This is a genomic window from Acidovorax sp. LjRoot194 (assembly GCF_964253015.1).
Taxonomy (GTDB): domain Bacteria; phylum Pseudomonadota; class Gammaproteobacteria; order Burkholderiales; family Burkholderiaceae_C; genus Acidovorax.
Genome location: NZ_CAXUQB020000001.1, coordinates 185645 through 207680, shown reverse-complemented (window position 1 = coordinate 207680; position 22036 = coordinate 185645). Strand labels below are relative to the sequence as shown.

General features: G+C 68.0%; 25 protein-coding genes. 12 read left to right on the top strand and 13 right to left on the bottom strand.

Annotated features, from left to right (window positions below; all coding sequences use genetic code 11):
• Positions 1-106 precede the first annotated feature (106 nt).
• The 3 genes from ACSQ3N_RS00990 to ACSQ3N_RS00980 all read left to right on the top strand — a co-directional run bounded on the left by ACSQ3N_RS00990 (position 107) and on the right by ACSQ3N_RS00980 (position 3429).
• On the top strand, positions 107-256 hold the full coding sequence (locus tag ACSQ3N_RS00990; protein ID WP_200912360.1) for a hypothetical protein: 150 nt from the start codon (positions 107-109) through the stop codon (positions 254-256).
• Between the two features lie 104 nt (positions 257-360).
• Positions 361-1068, top strand: a complete 708-nt coding sequence (gene queC, locus ACSQ3N_RS00985) for a 7-cyano-7-deazaguanine synthase QueC (protein ID WP_056163127.1) — start codon at positions 361-363, stop codon at positions 1066-1068.
• A gap of 489 nt (positions 1069-1557) precedes the next feature.
• On the top strand, positions 1558-3429 hold the full coding sequence (locus ACSQ3N_RS00980; protein WP_056163124.1) for a phosphoenolpyruvate carboxykinase (GTP): 1872 nt from the start codon (positions 1558-1560) through the stop codon (positions 3427-3429).
• A 201-nt stretch (positions 3430-3630) separates the two neighbouring features.
• Here ACSQ3N_RS00980 and ACSQ3N_RS00975 read toward each other — a convergent pair whose 3' ends face one another.
• Entirely contained in the window at positions 3631-4071 is a 441-nt protein-coding gene (locus ACSQ3N_RS00975; RefSeq protein WP_436145359.1) for a hypothetical protein, read from the bottom strand.
• 137 nt (positions 4072-4208) lie between these two features.
• On the opposite strand from ACSQ3N_RS00975, the gene ACSQ3N_RS00970 reads away from it, so the two are divergent.
• The 3 genes from ACSQ3N_RS00970 (at position 4209) to ACSQ3N_RS00960 (ending at position 6585) form a co-directional block, all read left to right on the top strand.
• Positions 4209-5168 (top strand): LysR family transcriptional regulator, encoded by a 960-nt coding sequence (locus ACSQ3N_RS00970; RefSeq protein ID WP_436145358.1) that lies wholly within the window; start codon positions 4209-4211, stop codon positions 5166-5168.
• A 32-nt stretch (positions 5169-5200) separates the two neighbouring features.
• The gene (locus tag ACSQ3N_RS00965; RefSeq protein ID WP_436145357.1) at positions 5201-6046 is read left to right on the top strand and encodes a metallophosphoesterase; all 846 of its coding nucleotides are present in this window, start codon (positions 5201-5203) and stop codon (positions 6044-6046) included.
• 116 nt (positions 6047-6162) lie between these two features.
• Positions 6163-6585 carry a universal stress protein gene (locus ACSQ3N_RS00960; RefSeq protein ID WP_056163117.1) on the top strand — a complete coding sequence of 141 codons (423 nt, stop codon included), beginning with the start codon at positions 6163-6165 and terminating at the stop codon, positions 6583-6585.
• 89 nt (positions 6586-6674) lie between these two features.
• Here the strand turns inward: ACSQ3N_RS00960 and ACSQ3N_RS00955 are convergent, their stop codons facing one another.
• Together ACSQ3N_RS00955 and ACSQ3N_RS00950 are read right to left on the bottom strand one after the other, a co-directional pair.
• A complete protein-coding gene (locus tag ACSQ3N_RS00955; RefSeq protein WP_156371934.1) occupies positions 6675-7298 on the bottom strand; it encodes a TetR/AcrR family transcriptional regulator in 624 nt (207 codons plus the stop codon).
• A gap of 129 nt (positions 7299-7427) precedes the next feature.
• Positions 7428-8339, bottom strand: coding sequence for a LysR family transcriptional regulator ArgP (locus tag ACSQ3N_RS00950; RefSeq protein WP_436145356.1), 912 nt, complete (start codon positions 8337-8339; stop codon positions 7428-7430).
• A gap of 117 nt (positions 8340-8456) precedes the next feature.
• Here ACSQ3N_RS00950 and ACSQ3N_RS00945 point away from each other — a divergent pair, with 117 nt between their 5' ends.
• The 3 genes from ACSQ3N_RS00945 to ACSQ3N_RS00935 are packed head-to-tail and all read left to right on the top strand — an operon-like array spanning position 8457 to position 10783.
• On the top strand, positions 8457-9794 hold the full coding sequence (locus ACSQ3N_RS00945) for a D-amino acid dehydrogenase (RefSeq protein ID WP_436145355.1): 1338 nt from the start codon (positions 8457-8459) through the stop codon (positions 9792-9794).
• Between the two features lie 38 nt (positions 9795-9832).
• Entirely contained in the window at positions 9833-10393 is a 561-nt protein-coding gene (locus ACSQ3N_RS00940; RefSeq protein WP_056163407.1) for an NAD(P)H-dependent oxidoreductase, read from the top strand.
• A 48-nt stretch (positions 10394-10441) separates the two neighbouring features.
• Entirely contained in the window at positions 10442-10783 is a 342-nt protein-coding gene (locus ACSQ3N_RS00935; protein WP_436145354.1) for a hypothetical protein, read from the top strand.
• A gap of 9 nt (positions 10784-10792) precedes the next feature.
• Here the strand turns inward: ACSQ3N_RS00935 and ACSQ3N_RS00930 are convergent, their stop codons facing one another.
• The gene (locus ACSQ3N_RS00930) at positions 10793-11566 is read right to left on the bottom strand and encodes a YdcF family protein (protein ID WP_436145353.1); all 774 of its coding nucleotides are present in this window, start codon (positions 11564-11566) and stop codon (positions 10793-10795) included.
• A 116-nt stretch (positions 11567-11682) separates the two neighbouring features.
• Positions 11683-12471 carry an alpha/beta fold hydrolase gene (locus tag ACSQ3N_RS00925; RefSeq protein ID WP_056163105.1) on the bottom strand — a complete coding sequence of 263 codons (789 nt, stop codon included), beginning with the start codon at positions 12469-12471 and terminating at the stop codon, positions 11683-11685.
• Positions 12472-12724: 253 nt separating this feature from the next.
• Here ACSQ3N_RS00925 and ACSQ3N_RS00920 point away from each other — a divergent pair, with 253 nt between their 5' ends.
• Together ACSQ3N_RS00920 and ACSQ3N_RS00915 are read left to right on the top strand one after the other, a co-directional pair.
• Positions 12725-13246, top strand: coding sequence for a flavin reductase family protein (locus ACSQ3N_RS00920; RefSeq protein ID WP_436127454.1), 522 nt, complete (start codon positions 12725-12727; stop codon positions 13244-13246).
• Between the two features lie 73 nt (positions 13247-13319).
• Positions 13320-13895 carry an MOSC domain-containing protein gene (locus tag ACSQ3N_RS00915; RefSeq protein ID WP_436145352.1) on the top strand — a complete coding sequence of 192 codons (576 nt, stop codon included), beginning with the start codon at positions 13320-13322 and terminating at the stop codon, positions 13893-13895.
• A 40-nt stretch (positions 13896-13935) separates the two neighbouring features.
• Here the strand turns inward: ACSQ3N_RS00915 and yccS are convergent, their stop codons facing one another.
• From yccS to ACSQ3N_RS00880, 7 genes are all read right to left on the bottom strand, one after another.
• Complete coding sequence (gene yccS, locus ACSQ3N_RS00910; protein WP_235507252.1) at positions 13936-16215, bottom strand: YccS family putative transporter; 2280 nt, start codon at positions 16213-16215, stop codon at positions 13936-13938.
• Positions 16216-16304: 89 nt separating this feature from the next.
• On the bottom strand, positions 16305-16697 hold the full coding sequence (locus ACSQ3N_RS00905) for a VOC family protein (protein WP_056163091.1): 393 nt from the start codon (positions 16695-16697) through the stop codon (positions 16305-16307).
• 74 nt (positions 16698-16771) lie between these two features.
• On the bottom strand, positions 16772-17038 hold the full coding sequence (gene minE, locus ACSQ3N_RS00900; protein WP_056163087.1) for a cell division topological specificity factor MinE: 267 nt from the start codon (positions 17036-17038) through the stop codon (positions 16772-16774).
• Positions 17039-17041: 3 nt separating this feature from the next.
• Positions 17042-17860 carry a septum site-determining protein MinD gene (gene minD / locus ACSQ3N_RS00895; RefSeq protein ID WP_056163081.1) on the bottom strand — a complete coding sequence of 273 codons (819 nt, stop codon included), beginning with the start codon at positions 17858-17860 and terminating at the stop codon, positions 17042-17044.
• Between the two features lie 4 nt (positions 17861-17864).
• Complete coding sequence (minC, locus tag ACSQ3N_RS00890) at positions 17865-18668, bottom strand: septum site-determining protein MinC (RefSeq protein ID WP_056163076.1); 804 nt, start codon at positions 18666-18668, stop codon at positions 17865-17867.
• Positions 18669-18879: 211 nt separating this feature from the next.
• Entirely contained in the window at positions 18880-19206 is a 327-nt protein-coding gene (locus ACSQ3N_RS00885) for a hypothetical protein (RefSeq protein ID WP_056163073.1), read from the bottom strand.
• A 154-nt stretch (positions 19207-19360) separates the two neighbouring features.
• Positions 19361-20128 carry a hypothetical protein gene (locus tag ACSQ3N_RS00880; protein WP_436145351.1) on the bottom strand — a complete coding sequence of 256 codons (768 nt, stop codon included), beginning with the start codon at positions 20126-20128 and terminating at the stop codon, positions 19361-19363.
• A gap of 216 nt (positions 20129-20344) precedes the next feature.
• Here ACSQ3N_RS00880 and ACSQ3N_RS00875 point away from each other — a divergent pair, with 216 nt between their 5' ends.
• Positions 20345-21274 (top strand): DMT family transporter, encoded by a 930-nt coding sequence (locus ACSQ3N_RS00875; protein WP_056163070.1) that lies wholly within the window; start codon positions 20345-20347, stop codon positions 21272-21274.
• Between the two features lie 66 nt (positions 21275-21340).
• Here the strand turns inward: ACSQ3N_RS00875 and pssA are convergent, their stop codons facing one another.
• Entirely contained in the window at positions 21341-21967 is a 627-nt protein-coding gene (gene pssA / locus ACSQ3N_RS00870; protein ID WP_056163067.1) for a CDP-diacylglycerol--serine O-phosphatidyltransferase, read from the bottom strand.
• Positions 21968-22036: the final 69 nt, after the last annotated feature.

The following is a 22036-nucleotide window of genomic DNA, read 5'->3' as shown; positions in this document are numbered from 1 at the left end:
TTGCGCTGGCGTGATCGTCTGCGGCGCGGCGAACCGGTACTGCCGTTTGGAGAGTGCGCCGCTCGCGGCTAGAATTGCGCAAGTTTTAAGCATCTGGAGCCGCCCCATGTCCGAACACAACACTGCACACGCCCCCGCCGAATCCCACCCCCACGACCCCGTGGAGAACGTGGTCCACGTGGCCCCGGTCGTGCTGCCTGTGGTGGGCGGCGTGCTGATCTTCCTGCTGGCCTTCATCGCCGTGTACATGGCCTGAGCCACCGGGCACCATAAAAAGCCCCGCGCTGCGGGGCTTTTTTTTGCCCACGCCAAGCCTTCCCCCCTGCCCTCATCGCCCCACCCCACGCCAGGAGCCTTGCCATGCGACCCGGACACGCCCTCGTTCTTTTCTCCGGTGGCCAGGACTCCACCACCTGCCTGGCCTGGGCGCTCACGCACTTCGCCCATGTGGAGACCATCGGCTTCGACTACGGTCAGCGCCACCATGTGGAACTGCAGGCGCGCCAGACGGTGCTGGCGCAGATGCGCGAGCGTTTTCCGCAGTGGCGCGAGCGGCTGGGCGAGGACCACATGCTCGACCTGGCGGTGCTGGGCCGCATCAGCGACACCGCGCTGACCAGCGACACCGAGATCCAGATGACTGCCGCCGGCCTGCCCAACACCTTCGTGCCCGGCCGCAACCTGCTGTTCTTCAACCTGGCGGCCGCAGTGGGCTACCGGCGTGGCCTGCACACGCTGGTGGGCGGCATGTGCGAGACCGATTTTTCGGGCTACCCCGACTGCCGCGACGACACGCTCAAGGCCCTGCAGGTGGCCGTGTCGCTGGGCATGGGGCAACGCTTCACTTTCGACACGCCGCTCATGTGGCTGGACAAGGCCGACACCTGGGAGCTGGCCCGCACCCTGGGCGGCGACGCGCTGGTGGACCTGATCATCCAGGAGTCGCACACCTGCTACCACGGCGTGCGCGGCACGCTGCATGCCTGGGGCCATGGCTGCGGCACCTGCCCCGCCTGCGAATTGCGCAAGGCCGGGTACGAGCGCTGGAAGGGCAGGAAAACCCCCTGAGTCGCCTGCGGCGCCTCGGTAGCGCGCGCCAGACTCGCGGCCTCTTCGGCCTGTCCAAGCCTGCGCAGGCAGGCTTGGAGCCGCAGGCCTCAGCCCCTGAAGGGGGACGCACCCGGTGGCCTGGCGGAGCCAGTTCCACGGGTGCACGGGTCTCAGGGCGCGCCGGTTTCGGAGGGCAGTGCCGCTGCTCAAACGGGTCGCCATGCCACCCTCAACCCCACATAACCTCATGCATCTTTTGCATAATTTTGGGGCGAGTCTGACAGACAAGTCGGCAGCAGATTCATAAAATTGACATCCCAGCCGACCCGCGGACTCCGTGGAATAGCCGCCACACCGTGGGGCTGACCCCTGCGCCCGCCCGCCGACTGAGCACGAAAGCCGTTTTTTCAAAGGCAGCGCTCAGCATCGCACCTGCGCCAGGCCTTTTCGCGTACCCCTCGGTTCGCTTCCTTTGAAAAAACTGTTTTTTAACTTAGGAAGCTCCCGATGAACGCACCCACCATGCAGGGCCTGAATCTCAACGCCCCCACGTACGTCAAGAACGCCCGGCTGCTCGCCTGGGTGGCCGACATGGCCGCCCTGTGCAAGCCCGAAAGCATCTACTGGTGCGATGGCACGAAGGAAGAGTACGACCGCCTGTGCCAGCAGCTGGTCGACGCCGGCACCTTCAAGAAGCTCAACCCCGCCAAGCGCCCCGACAGCTTCCTGGCCTGGTCCGACCCGTCGGACGTGGCCCGCGTGGAAGACCGCACCTACATCTGCTCGGCCGCCAAGGAAGACGCCGGCCCCACCAACAACTGGATGGCGCCCGCCGAGATGCGCGCCACGCTGCAGCCCCTGTTCGACGGCTGCATGAAGGGCCGCACCATGTACGTGGTGCCTTTCAGCATGGGCCCGCTGGGTAGCCACATCGCCCACATCGGCGTGGAGCTGACCGACAGCGCCTACGTGGCCGTGAACCAGCGCCTGATGACCCGCATGGGCAAGGCCGTGTACGACGTGCTGGGCGTGGAAGGCGAGTTCGTGCCCTGCATGCACACCGTGGGCGCCCCCCTGGCCGATGGCGAGAAGGACACCACGAGCTGGCCCTGCAACCCGAAGGTCAAGTACATCGTCCACTATCCCGAGACGCGCGAGATCTGGTCGTACGGCTCGGGCTACGGCGGCAACGCGCTGCTGGGCAAGAAGTGCCTGGCCCTGCGCATCGCATCGACCATGGGCCGCGATCAGGGCTGGCTGGCCGAGCACATGCTCATCCTGGGCGTGACCAACCCCGCTGGCAAGAAGTACCACGTGGCAGCGGCCTTCCCCAGTGCCTGTGGCAAGACCAATTTCTCGATGCTGGTGCCGCCCGAGGCCGGCTTTGCCGGCTGGAAGATCACCACCATCGGTGACGACATCGCCTGGATCAAGCCCAACGCCGACGGCAAGATGGTCGCCATCAACCCCGAAGCCGGCTACTTCGGCGTGGCCCCCGGCACCAACATGCACACCAACCCCAACTGCATGCTGTCGCTGGGCCGGGACGTGATCTTCACCAACGTGGCCCTGACGGACGACGGCGACGTGTGGTGGGAAGGCATGGAAAAGGACACCGGCAAGCTGCCCGACCACCTGATCGACTGGCAAGGCAAGGACTGGACGCCCCAGATCGCCAAGGAAACCGGCGCGAAGGCCGCTCACCCCAACTCGCGCTTCACCGTGGCTGCCGCCAACAACCCCGCGCTCGATGCGCAGTGGGACGACGCCAACGGTGTGGCGATCGACGCGTTCATCTTCGGCGGCCGCCGCTCGACCACCGTGCCCCTGGTGACCGAAGCCCGCACCTGGACGGAAGGCGTGTACATGGCCGCGACCATGGGCTCGGAAACCACCGCCGCCGCCTTCGGCGCCCAGGGCGTGGTGCGCCGCGACCCGTTCGCCATGCTGCCATTCTGCGGCTACAACATGAGCGACTACTTCCAGCACTGGCTCGACATGGAAGGCAAGATCGCCGCCACCGGCAAGGCGCTGCCCAAGGTCTTCTGCGTGAACTGGTTCCGCAAGGACGAGGCCGGCAAGTTCGTCTGGCCCGGCTACGGCGACAACATGCGCGTGCTCAAGTGGATGATCGACCGCCTGGAAGGCACCGCCCAGGGAACGGAGACGATGTTCGGCGTGGCTCCCCAGTACGCAGAGATCAACTGGACGGGCATCGACTTCAACGCCCAGCAGTTCGAGGCCGTGACCCGCATCGACAAGGCCGCGTGGGCAGAAGAGTTCAAGCTGCACGATGCGCACTTCGAACAGCTGGCGTACCACCTGCCCAAGGCACTGCTCGATACCAAGGCAGCATTGGAAAAGCGCTTGGCTGCCTGACGCTTTGGGTTGGACCGTAAGGTCGGCCCATCCCCACGACCAAGAAGAACCGCCCCGTCTGATGACCGGGCGGTTTTTTAATGCCTGCCTTCGACCTATGGCCGATGCCGTGCCAATCTGCAGGCCACAAAAAAAGCCGTGGCGAGAACGCCACGGCTTTTAAAGTTCAGCGGATCGTGCGGTCTGGCCGCACCGTCCATCTCAGTAGTACTTGCGAATGTCGCTCACCGTGGCGATGCCCATGGCGTGGTTCAGTTCGGCCATGATGCGGGGGTCCTTCATGGCGACTTGCCAGGTGCGCTCGTCTTCGGCAGCGCGGCGGCGGTTTTCGGTGAAGGCCTTGCCAGCCACGCGCAGGACAGCGCTGGCACGGCGTGCTGGCGAGGTCAGCAGGGCCAGGGCGGCGAAGGCGACGAGCCACAACACCATCCACGCGGCCAGCAGGTGGCCTTCGGTCCAGGTGTCGACCACTTGGTGGGCCACCACCAGCAGTGCGGACACCACGGCAGCCAGCAGGAGGGTGGCAGCGCCACGGGCGCCGTCAAATTGGGTGGCGGCGCGCTTCAGGGCAGCGGCGGCGTTTTCGGCGCGTACAACGCCAAGGTGTTCGGTGGGGTAGTCAACGTGTGCGAAGCTGGTCATTTCGGTTTCCCTTTTCTAACGCTTGTGGCGTGATTGCCGGGCGATGGGGTGATATTAGGGTTTACCCTTTGCGCATTCAAGTTTATATTTTGAATCATGGATATTCACATTGGTGATAATTGCATCCAGGCGCTCCCATGACACCCTTGAACTTCCGCTCTCTGGACCTCAATTTGCTGCGGGTTTTCGATGAGGTGATGGCAGAGCGCAGCCTGACGCGCGCGGCCCACAAGCTGTCCATCACCCAACCCGCCGTGAGCAACGCGATGCGCCGCCTGCGGGACGTGGTGGGCGACGAGCTGGTGGTGCGCAGCGGCCAGGGGGTGGAGCCCACCGCGCGTGCGCTGGCGCTGTGGCCCCCGGTGCGCGAGGCGCTGGCGCAGCTGCAGGAGTCCTTTTCGCCCGGGCGGTTCGACCCTGCCACGGCCAAATCCACCTTCGTGCTGGCCATGGCCGACGCCACCGCGGCCACGCTGGTGCCAGCGCTGGTCGAGATCATCGAGCGCGAGGCGCCCGGCATCGCCATCCGCGTGCTGCCCCTGACCACGCGCGACCCGCGGCGCCTGCTCGATGACGAGGCGGCCGACATGGCCGTGGGCTACTTCCCCGCCGTGCTGGCGGACCTGACGGCACGCGCCCAGTCGGGCGATGCGGTGGCTTTCGAGAGCCGGCGTCTGTACGACGGCGAATACGTGTGCGTGATGCGCCAGGGCCACCCGCTGGCCACCGCGCCCCTGACGCTGGACGCCTACTGCGAGGCCCGCCACATGCTGGTGAGCTTCTCGGGCCGGCCGTTCGGCTTCATCGACGAGGCCCTGGCGTCGCTGGGGCGCGAGCGCAAGGTGGTGATCACCGTCAACCAGTTCTTCACGGCCGGACGGGTGGTCTCGGGCTCGGACCTGCTCACCGTGCTGCCGCGCCACTTCGTTCCGGTGACGGGCATTGCCGATGCGCTGGTGCAGCGCACCCTGCCGCTGGACGTGCCGCCCGTGCACGTGGATGCCCTGTGGCGCCGCCGCAGCGCCCAGCAGACCGCCATGACGTGGCTGCTGCAGGCCCTGGCCCGGTCGGCCCGGCGCACCTTTCCCGAAACCTGAGGATTTGCGCGAGGACGTAGACTGCCCGGTCCATGAAGATTCAACTGCTGTCCGACCTGCACCTCGAAGTCCACCCCCATTTCAAGCCCGAACCTGCGCCCGGTGCCGACGTGCTGGTGCTGGCCGGGGACGTCGGCTCCTACCAGGCGGGCTCGCTGCTGGCCGACGACGACTTCGGCCTGGCGCGCTTTTCACCCTTGCCCCAGTACGCGGGCTGGCCCACGCCGGTGCTCTTCGTACCCGGCAACCACGAGTACGACGCGCAGGATTTCGACGAAGCCCACGCCCGCCTGCGCCGCACCTGCGAGGGGCTGGGCATTGTGTGGCTGGAGCGTGAAACGCTGCAGCTGCAGGGCGTGCGCTTTGTCGGCGCCACGCTCTGGAGCGACTTCGACGCCCTGGCCGACCATGAAGGCACGACCGACATCACCCGCCGCCTGAAGCACCGCGACAAGGCCTTCCGCGCCGCGAACTTCTACCTGCGCAAGACGGGTGGCACGCGCCAGGGCGAGCCCTTTCTGGCAGAGCCCATGCGCGAGGAGGCGCTGGCCAGCCAAGCCTGGCTCGCCGCAGCGCTGGCCACGCCGTTCGATGGCCCCACGGTGGTGGTCACGCACTTTGCGCCCAGCCTCCTGAGCGCCGACCCGCGCTACGGCCTGGTGCCCGGCACCGCGGGTTTTTGCAATGCGCTCGATGCCCTGTTGCCCCAGGCCCAGCTCTGGCTGCACGGCCACCTGCACGCCCCCAGCGACTATGTGGTGCGCGGCGTGCACGCCAACGGCGTGCCCTGGCAGTGCCGCGTGGTGGCCAACCCGCTGGGCTATGCCCGCAAGGGCGAGCAGGCTGCGTTCGAGCCGCATTTTTGCGTCACCGTATGATGGGCTTGCGGGTGCCCCACGGCGCCGCAGGCGCAGGAGAAAAAGCATGACCCAGGTCAAGACAACAGAAGTCCCCGCGCAGTAGTCTGACCCCATCCCTTTTTCTGGAGCACCTCATGAACATCCTGCTTGCTGTCGACGGCAGCGCGTACACCAAAAAAATGCTGGCCTACCTCGCCACCCACGAGGAACTGCTCAGCGGCAACCACCAGTACACCGTGCTCACCGTGCAGGCCCCGCTGCCCGCCCGCGCACGCTCTGCGCTGGGCAAGGACGTGGTGGACAACTACCACGCCGAAGAAGCCGAGAAGGTCCTCGCCCCCGTGTGCAAGTTCCTCGGCCGCCACGGCATCGACGCCAAGCGCAGCATCAAGGTGGGCGCGGTGGGCGAGTCCATCGCCAAGGTGGCGGACTCGGGCAAGTTCGACCTGCTGGTGATGGGCTCCCACGGCCACGGAGCGCTGGCCACGCTGGTCATGGGCTCGGTGACCACCCAGGTGCTGGCACACAGCAAAGTGCCGGTGCTGCTGGTGCGCTGATGCACTAAAGCGGCGCGGCCCGTGCCGCTCGCCATGCAAAAAGCCCGGCATGCCGGGCTTTTTGCGTGAGGGCGTGATCTGCGCCAGGACTAGCGCGCCGCCAGCCCCTCGAAGCAGGTGCGCACCACCAGGTCGATGATCTCGGCGTCCGAATACTGCCCGCCTTCCTTGAGGAAGCTCACCACCGGGTCGCAGGCGCGGGCGTACAGCGTGTAGAGCACCACCAGCGGCGGCAGCGTGGGGTTGATCAGGCCCTGCGACTGGGCCACCGTGATCCACTCGCCGATCTGGTCGCTCACGGTGACCAGGCCGTCGAGGTAGTCCTTGTTGGCCATCAGCACCGCGCGCAGCGTGGAATTGCGGCTGGGCAGCAGCGGCATTTCGTTGGTCAGCAGGCGCTCCAGCGACCAGCGCACCAGGGACTGCAGCTTTTCCACCGGTGGCATCTCCTGCGGCAGGCTGGCCAGGTAGGCCTTCACCCGCCCCAGGATCTGCACCATGGCGGCGCTGCACAGCTCTTCCTTGCTGCAGAAATGCTTGTACAGGCTGGCCTTGGCGATGCCCACGGCGTTGGCCACGTCGTCCATGGTCATGGCGTCGAAGGCTTTTTCGCCGAGCAGTTGGCAGGTGGAGCGCAGGATGGCTTCCTCGCGGGCCTGGTGCATCTGCTCCTTGAAGGACGGTTTGGTGGGCTGCGTTTGCATGGCGTCCATTTTATACATTGCGGTAGAAAAATAAATGACCCAGTTGCAATGCAACTACATCGTTCACGGTGTTTACCCGCATGGCAGATTTCGTCGCCGGGGTTGTGCCGGACAGGCTGACCGGCGCACCGCCTGCCTTCAGGACACCAGCGAATGCGCCGCAGCACCTGTCAAGGCGGCGGTCAATGCGTCAAGCAATTCCGATTCCAGGTTCCAGCAGTGCCAGTACAGCTGGATGGGCAACGATCGCCCCGGCGCCACGTTCACCAGGCTGCCGTCCGCGATGGCGGGGCGTGCGAGCAGCTCGGGGATCACCCCCACGGCCCAGCCTGCTGCCACGGCACGCAACTGTGCCTCCGACCCCGGCACGAAAAGGTGGTTCAAGGCCACCCGCTTCAAGCCGAAGGCCCTGGCCACGAATTCCGCAGCCATGTCGTCCTTGCGGTTGAAGGCCAGGAACGACACGTCGCGGAAGTTGTGCGGCGTGAGACCCTGCGGCAGGTGCTGCTCGGCATAGCGGGTGGCCGCCACCGCCACGTAGGGCATGGCGCCCAGCGGCACCATCTTGCAGCCGCGCAACGCCTGCTTGAGCGTGGTCACACAGCCCAGCACCTGGCCCGAGCGCAGCCACTCCTGCGTGAAGTCCTGGTCGTCCACGATGATCTCCAATGGCAGGCGCTGGCACACCAGGTCGTGCAGCGCGCCCATGGCCCAGGTGGCAATGCTGTCGGCATTGATGGCGATGGCGATACGCTCGTCTTCGCGCGTGCCTCCGGGCGCGCTGGGTGCCAGCTCGTGCAGGTCGCGCTCCAGGTCGGCGCGCAGCAGGCGCAGTTGCTTGGTGTGCTTGAGCAGCAACTGCCCTGCCGACGTAGGGCGTAGCGGCCGGCTGCGCACGATGAGCACCGAGCCCACCTGCGCCTCCAGCGCGCGCAGCCGCTGCGAGACCGCGGACTGGGTCACGTTCAGGCGCTGCGCCGCGCGCTCGAAACCGCCCTCTTCGACGATGGCGGCAAGGCATTCCAGGGCGGCGGGGTCGTAGGTGCTCATGATCTGGCGGCGTGTGAACTGGTGAAAGCGCTGCCCGCTTTATTAGGCCCGCTGATGTTTTTGGAGTAAGTTTAATTTTGCTTTTAGTGGAACGCAATGTGGATCACACTGCGCCCCATGAAAACCATCATCCTGGGCGCCGGCATCATCGGCATCAGCACGGCCTGGCATTTGCTCGAGCGGGGCCACGAGGTCGTCGTGGTCGACCGCCAGCCCGATGCGGCGCTGGAGACCAGTTTTGCCAACGCGGCGCAGATCTCGGTGAGCTACTGCGAGCCCTGGGCCAACCGCGATGCCCCGCTCAAGGCGCTCAAGTGGATGTTCGACAACGAAGCACCGCTGCTGTTTCGCCCACATCTGGACTGGCACCAATGGCGGTGGGGCCTGCAGTTTCTGGCGCAGTGCAACGACGCGGCTTTCGAGCGTAATGTGCAGCAGATCGTGGCGCTGGGCGCGTACAGCCACGCGGCCCTGAAGGACCTGGTCAGCACCACGGGCATCGAATACAACCGCCTGGAGCGCGGCATTGCCCACTTCTACACCGACCAGAAATCGTTCGACGCCGCAGGCCACGCGGTGGAACTGATGCGCAAGCACGGCGTGCAGCGCCGGCTGGTGAGCCGCGACGAGCTGCTGCAGATCGAGCCCGCTTTCAAGGCCTACGGTGACAAGATCACCGGCGGCACCTACACCAGCACCGACGAGAGCGGCGATGCCCGCGTGTTCACGCAGGAGCTGGCCCGCCGCTGCTTGGAGCGTGGCGCGCAGTTCCTGTACGGCCACGACGTGCTGCGCCTCAACAAGATCGGCGATGCTATCGATTCAGTAGCTGTCATGGCACGCCAGACAAGCGGTGGTGGCAAAAAAGACTTCATATTGAAGGGCGATGCCGTGGTGGTGGCCTGCGGCTCCTACAGCGCGCCGCTGCTGCGCACCGTGGGCGTGGACCTGCCCATCTACCCCGGCAAGGGCTACAGCGCCACCTTCCCGCTGCTCAAGCCCGAGGGCGCGCCCATGGTGTCGACCATCGACGACGGCAAGAAGATCGCCATGAGCCGGCTGGGCAACCACCTGCGCGTGGCGGGCACCATCGAGCTCAACGGCTACGACCTGTCGCTGGACAGCACCCTGGCACGCGCCCGCTGCCACATGCTGTCGCGCCGCATCGAGACCATCCTGCCCGGCGTGTGCGACACCCGCACGCCCGAAGAAGGCGGCAACCCGCAGTACTGGACGGGCCTGCGCCCCGCCACGCCCACCAACATCCCCTTCATCGGCCAGACCCGCGTGGGCAAGCTCTGGGTCAATGCCGGCCACGGCACGCTGGGCTGGACGCACGGCGCAGGCTCCGGCAAGGCGCTGGCCGAACTCATCTGCGGCGAACGGCCCGCGATGAACTTCGGCTTTCTGGGGGCCGAGGCAGCACGCGCGCCCCGCGCCGTGGTTGCGGCCTGAGCCTGCAGAGACAGGCGGGTTTCGCTACGATGCCCGCCATGTCTTCAGCACCGCACTACCTCTTTCTCACCACCTCCACCCGCGAGCCGGGCCACACCGGCAATACCGAGTGGCTGGCCCGCCAGGCCGCCGCCGCGCTGCCCGCCGGTACCGCGCAGACCTGGCACCACCTGGCGCGCATGGACCTGCCGCCTTTTGTGGACCAGCGCCACACCTCGGGCACCTACGCGCCGCCCGAAGGCGACATGAAGACCCTGCTGGACGCCACGCTCGCGGCCACGCACATCGTCTTCGTGGCGCCGGTGTACTGGTACAGCATCCCGTCGCCGCTCAAGACCTACCTCGACCACTGGAGCGCCTGGATGCGCGTGCCGGGCCTGGCGTTCAAGGAGCCCATGGGCGCCAAGACGCTGGCCCTCATCACCACCAGCGGCGACCGGGCCAAGGCCCAGCCGATGATCGACTCGGTGGAGCTGTGCGCCAAGTTTCTATCGATGACCTGGGGCGGCGCGCTCTGGGGCAAGGGCGGGCCGCCAAATGCGGTGCAGGCAGATGCGCAGGCCGTGGCCGCTGCGGCGACGTTCCTGGCCGCGGCCTGAAGCGCAGGCCACGCGGGCACAGCCCCTGCCCCATGACGATATGGTGACTTGGTGACCACCCTCACGCTGCTGTTGTTGCCGCCACCGCCCGGGCTGGCGCTGCAGCCGGCAGCGCAGCGGGTGTTCGACACGCTGGGAGCACACACACCGCGCTTCATCGAGCGCCATGGCGCCAACCAGAGCTACGACTTCTACTGGCAGGCGCATGGCGGTGCGGCCCTGGGGCAGGCCGCCTGCCGCGTGCGCGGCGATCTGTGGGAGCCAGAGAAGCCGCAGAACAGCATCCACATCGAACTGGAGGACCACGCCGGCGCAGCGGCCGCACTGGCCGTTTTGCAGCAGCAGCTTCTGGCCCGGGGCTGGACCTTGCCCCCCACGCCACTCACCTAGACCGCAGGTTCAGGCCGAACCCGCCACCCTGCGCACCCACGCGCCGCCGCGCTGGGCCAAAATGCCCAGCCACTCGTGCAGCGCCAGGCTGCTGTCCGCCAGCGCCGATGCGCGCGGCAACAGCCGCTGCAGACGGTGGGACGATGTGTAGGTGAACCCCATGGGCGCGGGCATCACGTCCAGCCCCTGGCGCCGAAACAGATCGGCCGCACGCACCATGTGCCAGCCGTGGGTCACCAGTGCGATGCGCTCGATGCGCGCGGCCTTCAGCACCGGCGTGGAATTCGCCGCATTGCCCTGCGTGTCGAGCGAGTGCACTTCGGTCCAGCGCACGCGGCCGCGCAGCTCATGCTCGGCCACGTCCTTCATGACCAGCGCCTCGGCCCGCGCGCCGCCGAACGAGCCGCCCGTGATCAGCAGGGGCAGCCCGGTCTGGCGCTGCAGCGCCACGGCGTAGCGCAGCCGCTCACGTGCGCCGCGGCTGAGCACATCGGTGCCGTTGTCGGGCGCCGTGGCGTCGGGCCCGCCGCCCAGCACCACGATGGCCTGGGCACGGGCCAAATCGGCCTGCACGATGGGCGGATACCGCTCCAAGCTGCGCACCAGCGCGCCCGACACCGGTGGCCAGGACAGCGCCAGCACGGACAACAGCGACAGCACCGCGATCAGCAGGCCCGTGCGACGGTGGCGCCGCGCAATCCACAGGCCCACGAAGGCCAGCAGGATGCTGAGCACCGGGGGCATCAGCACCGCGGACAGGATTTTCTTGAGCAGGAACCACATAGGTAGAGGGCGGCCATCATGCCAGTGCACACCCGGTGCCCGGACGCGCGCCGCACGGTGGCGCACAGGCGCCAGCGTGGCCACGCAGCCCGGACGGGCGGTCACCCGGCTTCAGGTCAATGCAGCACCCGCGGACGCACCAGAAACTCCAGCAACGCGCCGTCAAAGTTCTCCGGGTCTTCCAGCTGCGGCCAGTGGCCCACGTGCGGCAGGTTCAGGTGCTCGGCATCCGGCATCACCTGGGCCAGCGCCTGCAAGGCCTCGGGCGGGGTGCACCGGTCCTGGCCGCCCCCCACCAGCAAGGTCGGCACGCTCAACGACTGGAGCGCCGCAGCGCCCCGGTCGAAGGTGCCCAGCGCCTGCAGTGCGCGCCGGTAGGCGCCGGGGTACACCTGCGACAGCGCATGGGTGGCCAGCCGCGCGCCCTCGGGCAGCGCACCGGTACCGATGAACCGCGGCACCAACGTGTGCGCCAGCTGCTCCATGCTGCCGCCCTGCTCCAGCGCCTGCAGCGCCGCCAGCCGGGGCTCCACCCAGTCCTGCGTGGCCTGCGCATCCAGGGCCGGGCCACCGGCGCACAGCACCAGACGCCGCACTGCCGCCGGTTTGCGCACCGCCACTTCCAGCGCCACCATGGCGCCCATGCCATGGCCCACCAACGACACCGAGCTGCACTTCAAGGCATCGATCAGCAACAGGCAGCTCTCGGCCAGGCCCTTGAAGCTGTAGGGCTCGATGGGCGCGCTGCGGCCGTAGCCCGGCATGTTCCAGGCCACGGCGCGGTACCCGGCGGTCGCGAGGGCCTCGACCTGCGGGGCGAAGGTGACGTGGTCGCCGTCGGCGTCGTGCAGCATCAGCACGGTGGGCCCGGAGCCCAGGGTGGTGAAGGTGGGAAGAAGGGCCATGCGGTCGGAATCCAGAAAAGAAGAGGACGGCGCCCGGGGCAGCCAAAGGGGCACCGCCGCGGGGATGCCCTGATTATCGGCAGTCAGCCCGACAGGGCCCCGATACGCGGTGCAAGGCCCTTCGAGCCGCCAGCGTGGGCAGCTGCAGCGGCGGGTGCAGCGGCGGCTGCGCAGCCCTCGGCACGGCACGGTTACAGGGCACGTTTCATAATGGCTGCTCTGGCCCTTGCGCCTTCGCCGTGCCGCTGCTGTTGTGAACCTGCCCTTGCCCCGCCCTGCCCTCGCCCGCCCTCCCAGCTTTTCCGTCCGCGAATTCCGCGATGCGCTGGGCATGTTCGCCACCGGCGTCACCATCGTCACCGCGCGCAACGACGACGGTGCGCTGGTAGGGCTCACCGCGAGCTCCTTCAATTCCGTCTCGCTGGACCCGCCCCTGGTGCTCTGGAGCCTCTCGCGAGCCGCAGCGTCGATGCCGGCCTTTGCCAACGGCTCGCACTACGCCATCAACGTGCTGGCGGCCGACCAGAAGGCGCTGGCAGAGCGCTTCGCCTCCAAAGGGGTGGACCGCTGGACAGGCGTGGACCACAGCCCGGGGATCAGCAACGCACCGGTGCTGGCAGGCGCTGCCGCCACCTTCGAGTGCTTCAACCGCAGCCGCTATGAAGAAGGCGACCACGTGATCTTCGTGGGCGAGGTGGAGCGCTGCAGCCACCGCGCGGGCGTGCCGCCGCTGCTGTACCACGGCGGTCGGTTCTACACCGAGCACCCGCTGTAGCGCACGGCCCCCGGGCGCGGCGCTTTCGCGTCGGCCACCCTGGCACGCCACCCGCTACCGTACGTTTTCTTTCATGCACATCCGCAGCATCAACATCGGCACAGCCCGGCGCCTGCGCGTGGGGGAGCGCTCTTTGCTCACCGGCATCGGCAAGTCGCCTGTGCAGCGTGCCGTCCCTGCCGGCCCGCTGGGCCTGCAGGGCGACGAGCAGGTGGAGCTGAGCATCCACGGCGGCCTGCAAAAGGCCGTGTACGCCTACCCGGCCGTGCACTACGCGTTCTGGCAGGCCCAGCGCCTGGAGCGCGGCGTGAGCCTGTTCGACGAAGCGCTGCCGCCAGGGTTCGTGGGGGAGAACCTCACGGTGGACGGACCGCTGGAGCACGAGATCTTCGTGGGCGACGAGCTGCACTTTCCGGACTGCGTGCTGCGCGTGACAGCGCCGCGCGAGCCCTGCTCCAAGTTCAACGCCGTGATGGGCTTTGCACAGGCCGGGCGCGCGATGGCGATGGCCGGCTGCTGCGGCTACTACCTGGCGGTAGACCAGCCGGGCACGCTTGCCGCAGGCCAGACGGCCACACTGGTGCCCGGGCAGCGCGGCCTGAGCATTGCGCAGGCCTTTGCGGCCAAGTTCGCCAAGCACATCCGCTGACCGGCCGCCAGGCCGCGCAGCCCCCTGCACCTGGTTCCGATCAGGCCCGCCCTGCAGCCCCGGTGTCCGGCTCGACCAGCTGCCGCGCATGCGCCTGCAGCTGCGGAAACACCTTGCCCACCAGCAGCAGCTGCGCCGCCATCAGGCTGTGCGCGGTCGCTGGGGGCTGCGGCATGGCGGCGTGCGGCGGCGTGCCGAACTCGCGCAGCACCTGCTCGACGGCAGGGGCTGCCACCGCATGGCGCCGGCGCACGCCCGACTGCTGCTGCGCCCGCTCGAGCTCCTGCGACAGTTGCTGCAGCGACACCAGCAGCGTGCGCGCCAGCGCCTGTGTGGCGTCGTCCACCGGCTGCGTGCCTTGCGCGCCGCGCTGCGCACCGAGGGCCGACAGGTAGTTGAGCTGCGTGTGCGACAGGCACAGAAAGCTCGCCATCACCGCGGCATTGCCGCGCACGCGCAACGGCTCCTTGAGCATGGCACTGTACGAGTTGGACAGCGCTGCGTCCGCGTTGTGGGCGTTGCGCCGGGCCAGGCGGTATTCGAGGTGGTCGCACTTGCCGCTGTGGTACTGCGCGAGGATTGCGCGCAGGTACAGCGCCTGCGTCTGCAGCACCTGGGCGGCCAGCTGCGGCCACTGGCGCGACTGCCAGTGCGGCCACACCAGCCACGACGCCGCAGCCGCGATCAGGCACCCCACGGCGGTGTCGAGCAGGCGCGCCGCGATGACGCCCTGCGAGGTGCCCATCTGCTGAAAGCTCAGCAGCAGCAGCATGGTGACCGCCGCAGTGGCCAGCGTGTAGCGCGTGTGCCGCGCGCCGAAGAACAGCGCCCCGGCGAACACCAGCAACGCCGCCTGCACCAGCGCCCCCGGAAAGAGCTGGATCGCCGCCCAGCCCAGCGCCAGCCCCATGGCCGTGCCCTTGGCGCGCTGCAGCAGCCGCGTCTGGGTGGCCGCGTACTGCGGCTGGCTCACGAACACGATGGTCAGCAGGATCCAGTAGCCGTGCGGGTCGGCCGTGGCCTGCATGACGGCAAAACCCACGGCCAGCGACAAGCTCAGGCGCACGCTGTGCCGCAGCCAGGCAGAGCGGGCGCTGAGCTGCGCTCGCAGGCGCGACCCGGCATCGCGCAGGCTGCGGGGCTCGCGGTCGAACAGGGTGTGGTCCACCGCGCTGTCGGCCTGCGGGTCTGCCGGCAGCGCGAGTGCGCCCGCAAACACGCCGGCCATGGCAGTGAGGTTGTGGCCCAGCGCATGCAGCGAGCGCAGCGGGCGGGCCATGGCGGGCAGCGGGGCATTGGCGGCATCAGATCCATCGAGCGCCGCAGCCGCAGCCGCGTCCTGGTGGGCGATGGCCGCCTGCATGTCCTCGATGGCGCGGGCCGTGGCACCCCAGTGCTGCGGCCGCGACTGCTCCTGCATCGCCACCGACAGCTTGAGCGCCTGCTCGCCCAGCAGCGTGAGCACGCGCTGGCAGCGGTACAGCACGTCGCTGTGAAAGAACGACTGCGCCAGCAGGTCGTAGTGCTCGTGCGACGAGCTCACGCGCTCGTGCACATCCTGCGCGGCCAGGTACTGGTGCATGGCCGTCTGCAGCCACGGCGGCGGCGCGCCGCGGCCCATGCGGCTCATGAGGCTTTCCTTGGCAGCATTGAGCGCATCCACCACGCGGCCGTTGTGCAGGGCCAGCGCCATGCGGCGGCGCTCCAGGTCCACGTCGCGCACGGGCTCGAGCAGCAGGGCCTTCAGCCGCAGGTATTCGCCCAGCACCGCATACAGCCTGGCCATTCGAAAGCGCACCGGGGCCCGGGGCATGGCCAGGCTCCAGACCACCGAGACCACGCCGTACCAGGCAGCCCCGGCCAGCATCAGCGGCGTGGCCTGCTCGGCCGCGGCGCGGCTGGCGTCGGCGGCCAGGGCCGCATAGATGAACAGGATGAGCGAGCCGAACGCGATGGCGCGGTAGCGCTCGCTGAGCGCGCCCAGCAGGGTGAGCGCCCAGGCCGACATTACCATGGCCCCCATCAGCGCCCAGGGCCAGGACACCGTGGCCCACACCGCCAGCGCCATGAGGCCAAAGCACCCCAGCGCCAGCAGCTGCGCCCGCAGGCGCCCCCGCCAGCTGTCATCGGTCTCGGTGAGCGCGCTGGCGATCACGCCCAGCAGCACGGGCGTGAGCTCGGCCTGCCAGTCGGCCCACCAACCGCAGGCGAGCACCGCCGCCAGGGCGAAAAAGGCCCGCGCGCCGCGTGTGAAGCCTTCGTGGTGGCGGGCGCGCTGCCAGCTGAGTTTCCAGGATTCGTCCACAGGACTGCCTCGCATTAGGGATTACCCTGATGTTAAGCAATAAGCCGGCCATGCCGGCGACCTGCCAGCCTCAACCCAGGCGGTACGGACGGAAGATCCTGCGGTCAGCCCGCCCCGTGGCAGCACACGCACAGCTTGTTGCCGTCCGGGTCTCGGAAATACGCACCGTAATAGTTCGCGTGGTAGTGCGGGCGCAGGCCCGGCGGCCCGTCGCAGCTGCCGCCGTGGCGCAGGGCCAGCGCGTGGACGGCGTCCACCGTGGCCCGGTCGGCAGCCAGCAGCGCGTTCATGGCACCGTTGCCGGGCTGGGCGGCCTGCTCGTCAAAAGGCCGGCCGATGAGGAACAGCGGCCGCGCCACGCCGGGCGTCTGCCAGCCGGCCCATGGCCGTTCAGGCTCTGCAAACCGCAGCGCCAGGCCCAGGCGCTCCATCACCGGGCGGTAGAACGCCATGGCGCGCTCGAAATCGTTCACGCCGATGAATACATGGGACAGCATGCTGGGGGTCCTGTCGTCAGGGGCGCGGCCCCGGGCCCCGGCAGGGACGCGTCGGCCGCACCGGCGTGCAGCGCTCAGCGCACTGTGTCCGGCAGCTCGATCTTGACTTCCAGCACTTCCAGGTTGTCCTGGCGCTCCAGGTGCACCTTGAGGTCTTCGGGGTTGATCTTCACGTACTTGGAGATCACGGCCACCAGCTCGCGCTGCAGGGCAGGCAGGTAGTCGGGCTCGGAGGCGTTGCGGCCGTTGCGCTCGTGCGCGAGGATGATCTGCAGGCGCTCCTTGGCGACGCTGGCCGTCTTCTTCTTTTCGCCGAGCAGAAAGGACAGGAAAGAAGCCATGGCTTATTTGCTCCCGAACAGGCGTTTGAAGAAGCCGGGCTTTTCCGCCTCGATGAAGCGCAGCGGCTTGTCGGTGGCGCCCAGGAAGCGGTCGATCACGTCCTTGTAGGCCTCGGACACATCGGTGCCCTGCGCGTGGATGGCCGGCGTGCCCTGGTTGGACGACTGCAGCACCACTTCGGACTCCGGAATCACGCCGATCAGCTTGATGCGCAGGATGTCCTGGATGTCTTCCAGGCTCAGCATCTGGCCGTCTTCGACGCGGCTCGGGTTGTAGCGCGTGATGAGCAGGTGCTCCTTGATGGGCTCGCCGCCGTCGATGGCGCGTTGGGTCTTGCTGCCCAGCATGCCCAGGATACGGTCGGAGTCGCGCACCGACGACACCTCGGGATTGGTCACCAGCAGCGCCTCGTCGGCGAAGTGCATCGCCATGAGCGCGCCGCTTTCGATGCCGGCGGGGGAGTCGCAAACGATGTACTCGAAGTCCATCGCGGCCAGGTCCTTGAGCACCTTCTCCACGCCGTCCTGCGTGAGCGCATCCTTGTCGCGCGTCTGGCTGGCGGCCAGCACGAACAGGTTGTCGCACTGCTTGTCCTTGATGAGCGCCTGGTTCAGGTTGGCCTCGCCCTGGATCACGTTGATCAGGTCGTACACCACGCGGCGCTCGCAGCCCATGATCAGGTCCAGGTTGCGCAGGCCGACGTCGAAGTCGATCACGGCGGTCTTGTGGCCGCGCAGGGCGAGGCCGGTGGCGAAGCTGGCGCTGGTGGTGGTCTTGCCCACACCACCCTTGCCGGAAGTCACGACGACGATTTTGGCCATGGGTTTATTGAGTCTCTCTGGGGTTGATACGTACAGGATTTCGCAGCGGCTCGATGAGGAGCTTTTCGCCTTCCAGGCGCACCTGGGCGGGCCGGCCGGCGACTTCGTCGGGCAGCGCGGTCTCGGTGGTGCGGTAGATGCCTGCGATGGACACCAGCTGCGGCTCCATGCAGGTGGAAAAGATGCGGGCTTCGGTGTTGCCCCGCGCGCCGGCAATGGCCCGGCCACGCAGCGGTGCGTAGACGTGGATGTTGCCATCGGCAATGACCTCGGCGCCAAAGCTCACCACGGCCATCACCACCAGGTCGGCGCCGCGGGCATACACCTGCTGGCCCGAGCGCAGGGGCTTGTCGATGACCACGGTGCCGGGGCCCGCCACAGGCACTTCGACCTGCACCTCGCGCACCACTTCGACCTCGCGGATCACCTCGCGCACTTCGGGCGCGGCCGCCGGAGCGGGTTCAGCACGCAGCGGGGCGGCATCGGGCGCGGCAGCCAGGCCGGCGGCGCGGGCGGCGTCCATCTGGGCGGCGCTGCCGCCGCGCACGGCCACGGGCAGCGTGCTGTGGCTGCGCAAGGTGGCCACCAGGGCTGCGAAATCGATGGGGTCCTCGGCATCCTTGACGGCAGCCAGATCGATCAGCACGGGGTCGAAGTCGAAGAAGCCCGGTGCATCGGCCACGCGGTCGGCCAGGTCGGCCGCGAACTGCGCGGCGTCGGTGGTCTTGAGCACCACGGCCACCACGGGCAGCGAGGCGCTTTTGAGATCAAAGCTGGTGCGGGACTGGGCCGCCGTCGTAAGGGCCATGAATGGACGTTGTGGAAAGGGGCGCGGGAACCTGTTGAGGAAGGCGCAAAGTGTACCGTGGGGGCACGCCAGCCCTGCCAGACGGGTTTGACGGCACGCCATGGCCCCGTCTGGTTCAGCATCGTGCAGGTACTGGCAGCCGCCACCTGCGCCACCAAGACGACAAAAAGCCGGGCAAGCCCGGCTTTTTGTATTGGCAGAAAGAGCGTGCTCAGTTGCGGTCAGCGCGTGCTGGACGGGCAGGCGCCGTGGCCATGCCGGAGCCCGACGAACTGGCAGCATTGCCGGAGCCCATCGTCGCGCCCGAAGAACCGCTGGTGCCCGCGCCCGTGGCGCCAGTTGCGCCGGTGCCACCGGTAGCGCCCTGGGTGCCGGTGCTGCCCATGGGTGTGTTCTGGGTGCTTTGCTGGCCAGCGCCCGTGGCAGGGTTAGGGTTGGATGGAGCGGGCGGGTTGCTTTGAGCGATGGCGGTACCCACCACGGCAACGGTGGCCAAACCTGCGAGCAATGCCTTCAGCGAATTCTTGGATGTGGACATGAGGGGACTCCTTGGATCTGTGAATGATGGAAATTGCCAGCACCGTCGCCAGCTGCATTCAGATTAAAAGGTCCTGGTGCGCGTAGCGTCATCCCGGGTCCGCAGCGTGTGTCGGACAGGGGCCTGCACACACCCCCCTGTCCACCCCAAGCACTCAGCGACGCGCAGGCTCTGCATTGCCCGGCACGTCGTACGTACCAAACAGGCTGGCGGCAGGGCGCGTTTCGGGCAGCACGTACACCACCGCGCCGGTGCTGCGCACCGCGGGGCTCAGCACCTTCTCGTAGAAGACCACCGGCAGGTTGATGCAGCCGTATGAAATGCGGTTGTCCTTGGGCGTGCTGGACGCCAGCCGCTCCAGCCGGCGCTCGGACTTCACGTTGGCGCGCACGCGGTGCATGGACACCGCCGCGTCGTAGTCCACCCACACCACGTCTTCACCGCTGGCGTTGGTTCCAGGCTCTGCCACGAAGCGGCCTGCCGGTGTGGTGCGCTCGGCCGGCAGCACCTGGGCGATGGGCTTGTCGCCGATGCCGGGCACCGTGTGGTCGCCGATGGCCGACCCCATGAGCGCGGGCGTGGCGCCCTGCAGCTTGCCATCGGGGCTGAAGACATAGACCTTCGCGTCTTTCTTGTCGACCACCACCACGGCGTGACGGCGATGGTCGCCCGAGTGAAACGCCCAGTGGGCAATGCGCCGTGCGTCGTCCGAGGCGCTTTCGCTCCCGAACTGCGCGAGGCGCGACCCGTGCGCCGAGGGCTGCACCGACGACTGCCCCGTCAGTGGGCGCGACGCGGGACCCGAATGCGCCAGCGGGGCGGATGACTGCCCTTGCGCGGGGCTACCCGCCAAGACCAGCACGGCGCCGCCGAGCAGCAGGCTCTGTTGCAGGGTTCGAAGGACGGTACGGAAGGGTGGCATAGGCGACGCGGGCGTTCGGCGGTGGCAGAGCACCACCATGGCTCTTCACCATACGCACATCTCACCGTTACAGGGCGTGCGCCAATGCCGCAGCGCGTGTAGGACGCGCGCTGCCGTGACCGCTTGCAGCGCACCGTGGATGCCGGTGGCGCGAGGGCGATCTGCGGTGCAACAGACGCGTCAGCGCCCCCACGCAGCCCCTTTCATAATCGCCCGATGCCGTCTACCTCCACCCGCAAAACACACATCGACTCCCTGGCCATTGCCATCCTGCTGGCCTGCTGCATGTTCTGGGGCTTCCAGCAGGTGCTGGTCAAAGCCACCGTGGCCGAGGTAGCACCGGTGTTCCAGGCCTTTGTGCGCTTTGCGCTGGCCACCGCGGCGGTGGTGGCCTGGTGCCTGTGGCGCGGCGTGCGCCTGTCCGCGGCGGCCGAGCCCGCCGGGGCGGCGCGCGGGGGGCTGCTGGCCGGCGCGCTGTTCGCGGGGGAGTTTGCGTGCATCTACCTGGGCCTGCAGTACACCAGCGCCTCGCGGCTGACGGTGTTCCTGTACGCATCGCCGTTCTGGGTGGCGCTGCTGCTGCCGCGCTTCATTCCCGGCGAGCGCCTGCAGGGCTGGCAATGGCTGGGCCTGGCGGCGGCGTTCGTCGGCGTGGGGCTGGCACTGGGCGACGGGCTGATGGGCCCCGCCAACGCGGCCCTGCCCCGCGCCTGGCTGGGCGACCTGCTGGGGCTGGCCGCGGGCCTGATGTGGGCCCTGACCACCGTGGTCATCCGCACCACGCCGCTTGCCGCCGTGCCGCCTGCCAAACAACTGCTCTACCAGGTGTGCGTGAGCACGGCGGTGCTGCCGGTGATCTCGCTGGTGCTGGGCGAACCCTGGGTCTGGCAGTTCAGCGCTTTTGCCTGGGGGTCGCTGTTGACGCAGGCGCTGGTGGGGGCGTTTGCCAGCTACCTGGCCTGGATGTGGATGCTGGCGCACTACCCGGCGACCAAGATCTCGGTGTTCGTGTTCCTGACCCCGGTGTTCGCCCTGCTGTTCGGCGCGCTGTGGCTGGGTGAGCCGGTGACGCCGGGGCTGGTGACCGCGCTGGTGCTGGTGGCCGCCGGCATCGTGCTGGTCAACCGCAAGCCCGCGGCACGCTGAGATTTGAATAAAAAAAGCTGCTACCGCTTGCCTGGCAAGCGCTAGCAGCTATGTTTTTAGTAGCAATCAGAGTTTGGGGATGCGGATGCGGCTGATCATCAGCGAGCCCGACACCGCGAAGATCAGTACCAGCGGGTGCAGCGTGAAGCCGCCAATCAGCATCTTGCCGAACCACAGGTTCTCACGCACCGCGCCCAGCCAGGCGGCCAGGGCCATCAGGGCGACCAGCACGATGGAGGTGGGGATCGGCGTGCCTTCAAAGTACTTCACCTTGCCCGTGCCTTCGGACAGCGTCTCGGCCGTGACGTTGTAGCGCGCCAGGCGCGACACGCCGCAGGCCACGAAGTACGCCAGCACGATGCGGTCGAACAGCCCCTGCATGCCGCAGGCATACGCAATGATGGCGGGCGCCACGCCGAACGAGATCACGTCGGCCAGCGAGTCGAGTTCGCGGCCCATGGCCGAGCTCTTTTGGCGCCAGCGGGCGATGCGGCCATCGAGCACGTCGAAGATCAGCGCGGCCAGCACCAGGGCGGCGGCGAAGTACACGTGCACCACGTCGCCGGTTTCCAGGTAGGTCATGGACGAGAACAGCGCGCCCACGCCACAGACGGCATTGCCCAGCGTGAACCAGTCGGCCAGGTGGAATTCGCGGATCATGGAGAAACGCTTGGGATGTTGAGGTGTGTTCATGTCGAGGGCTCCGTTCACGCCGTGGTGGGCAAGAACGCGGTTACGTTCTCAGGACGCCGCATTATGAGC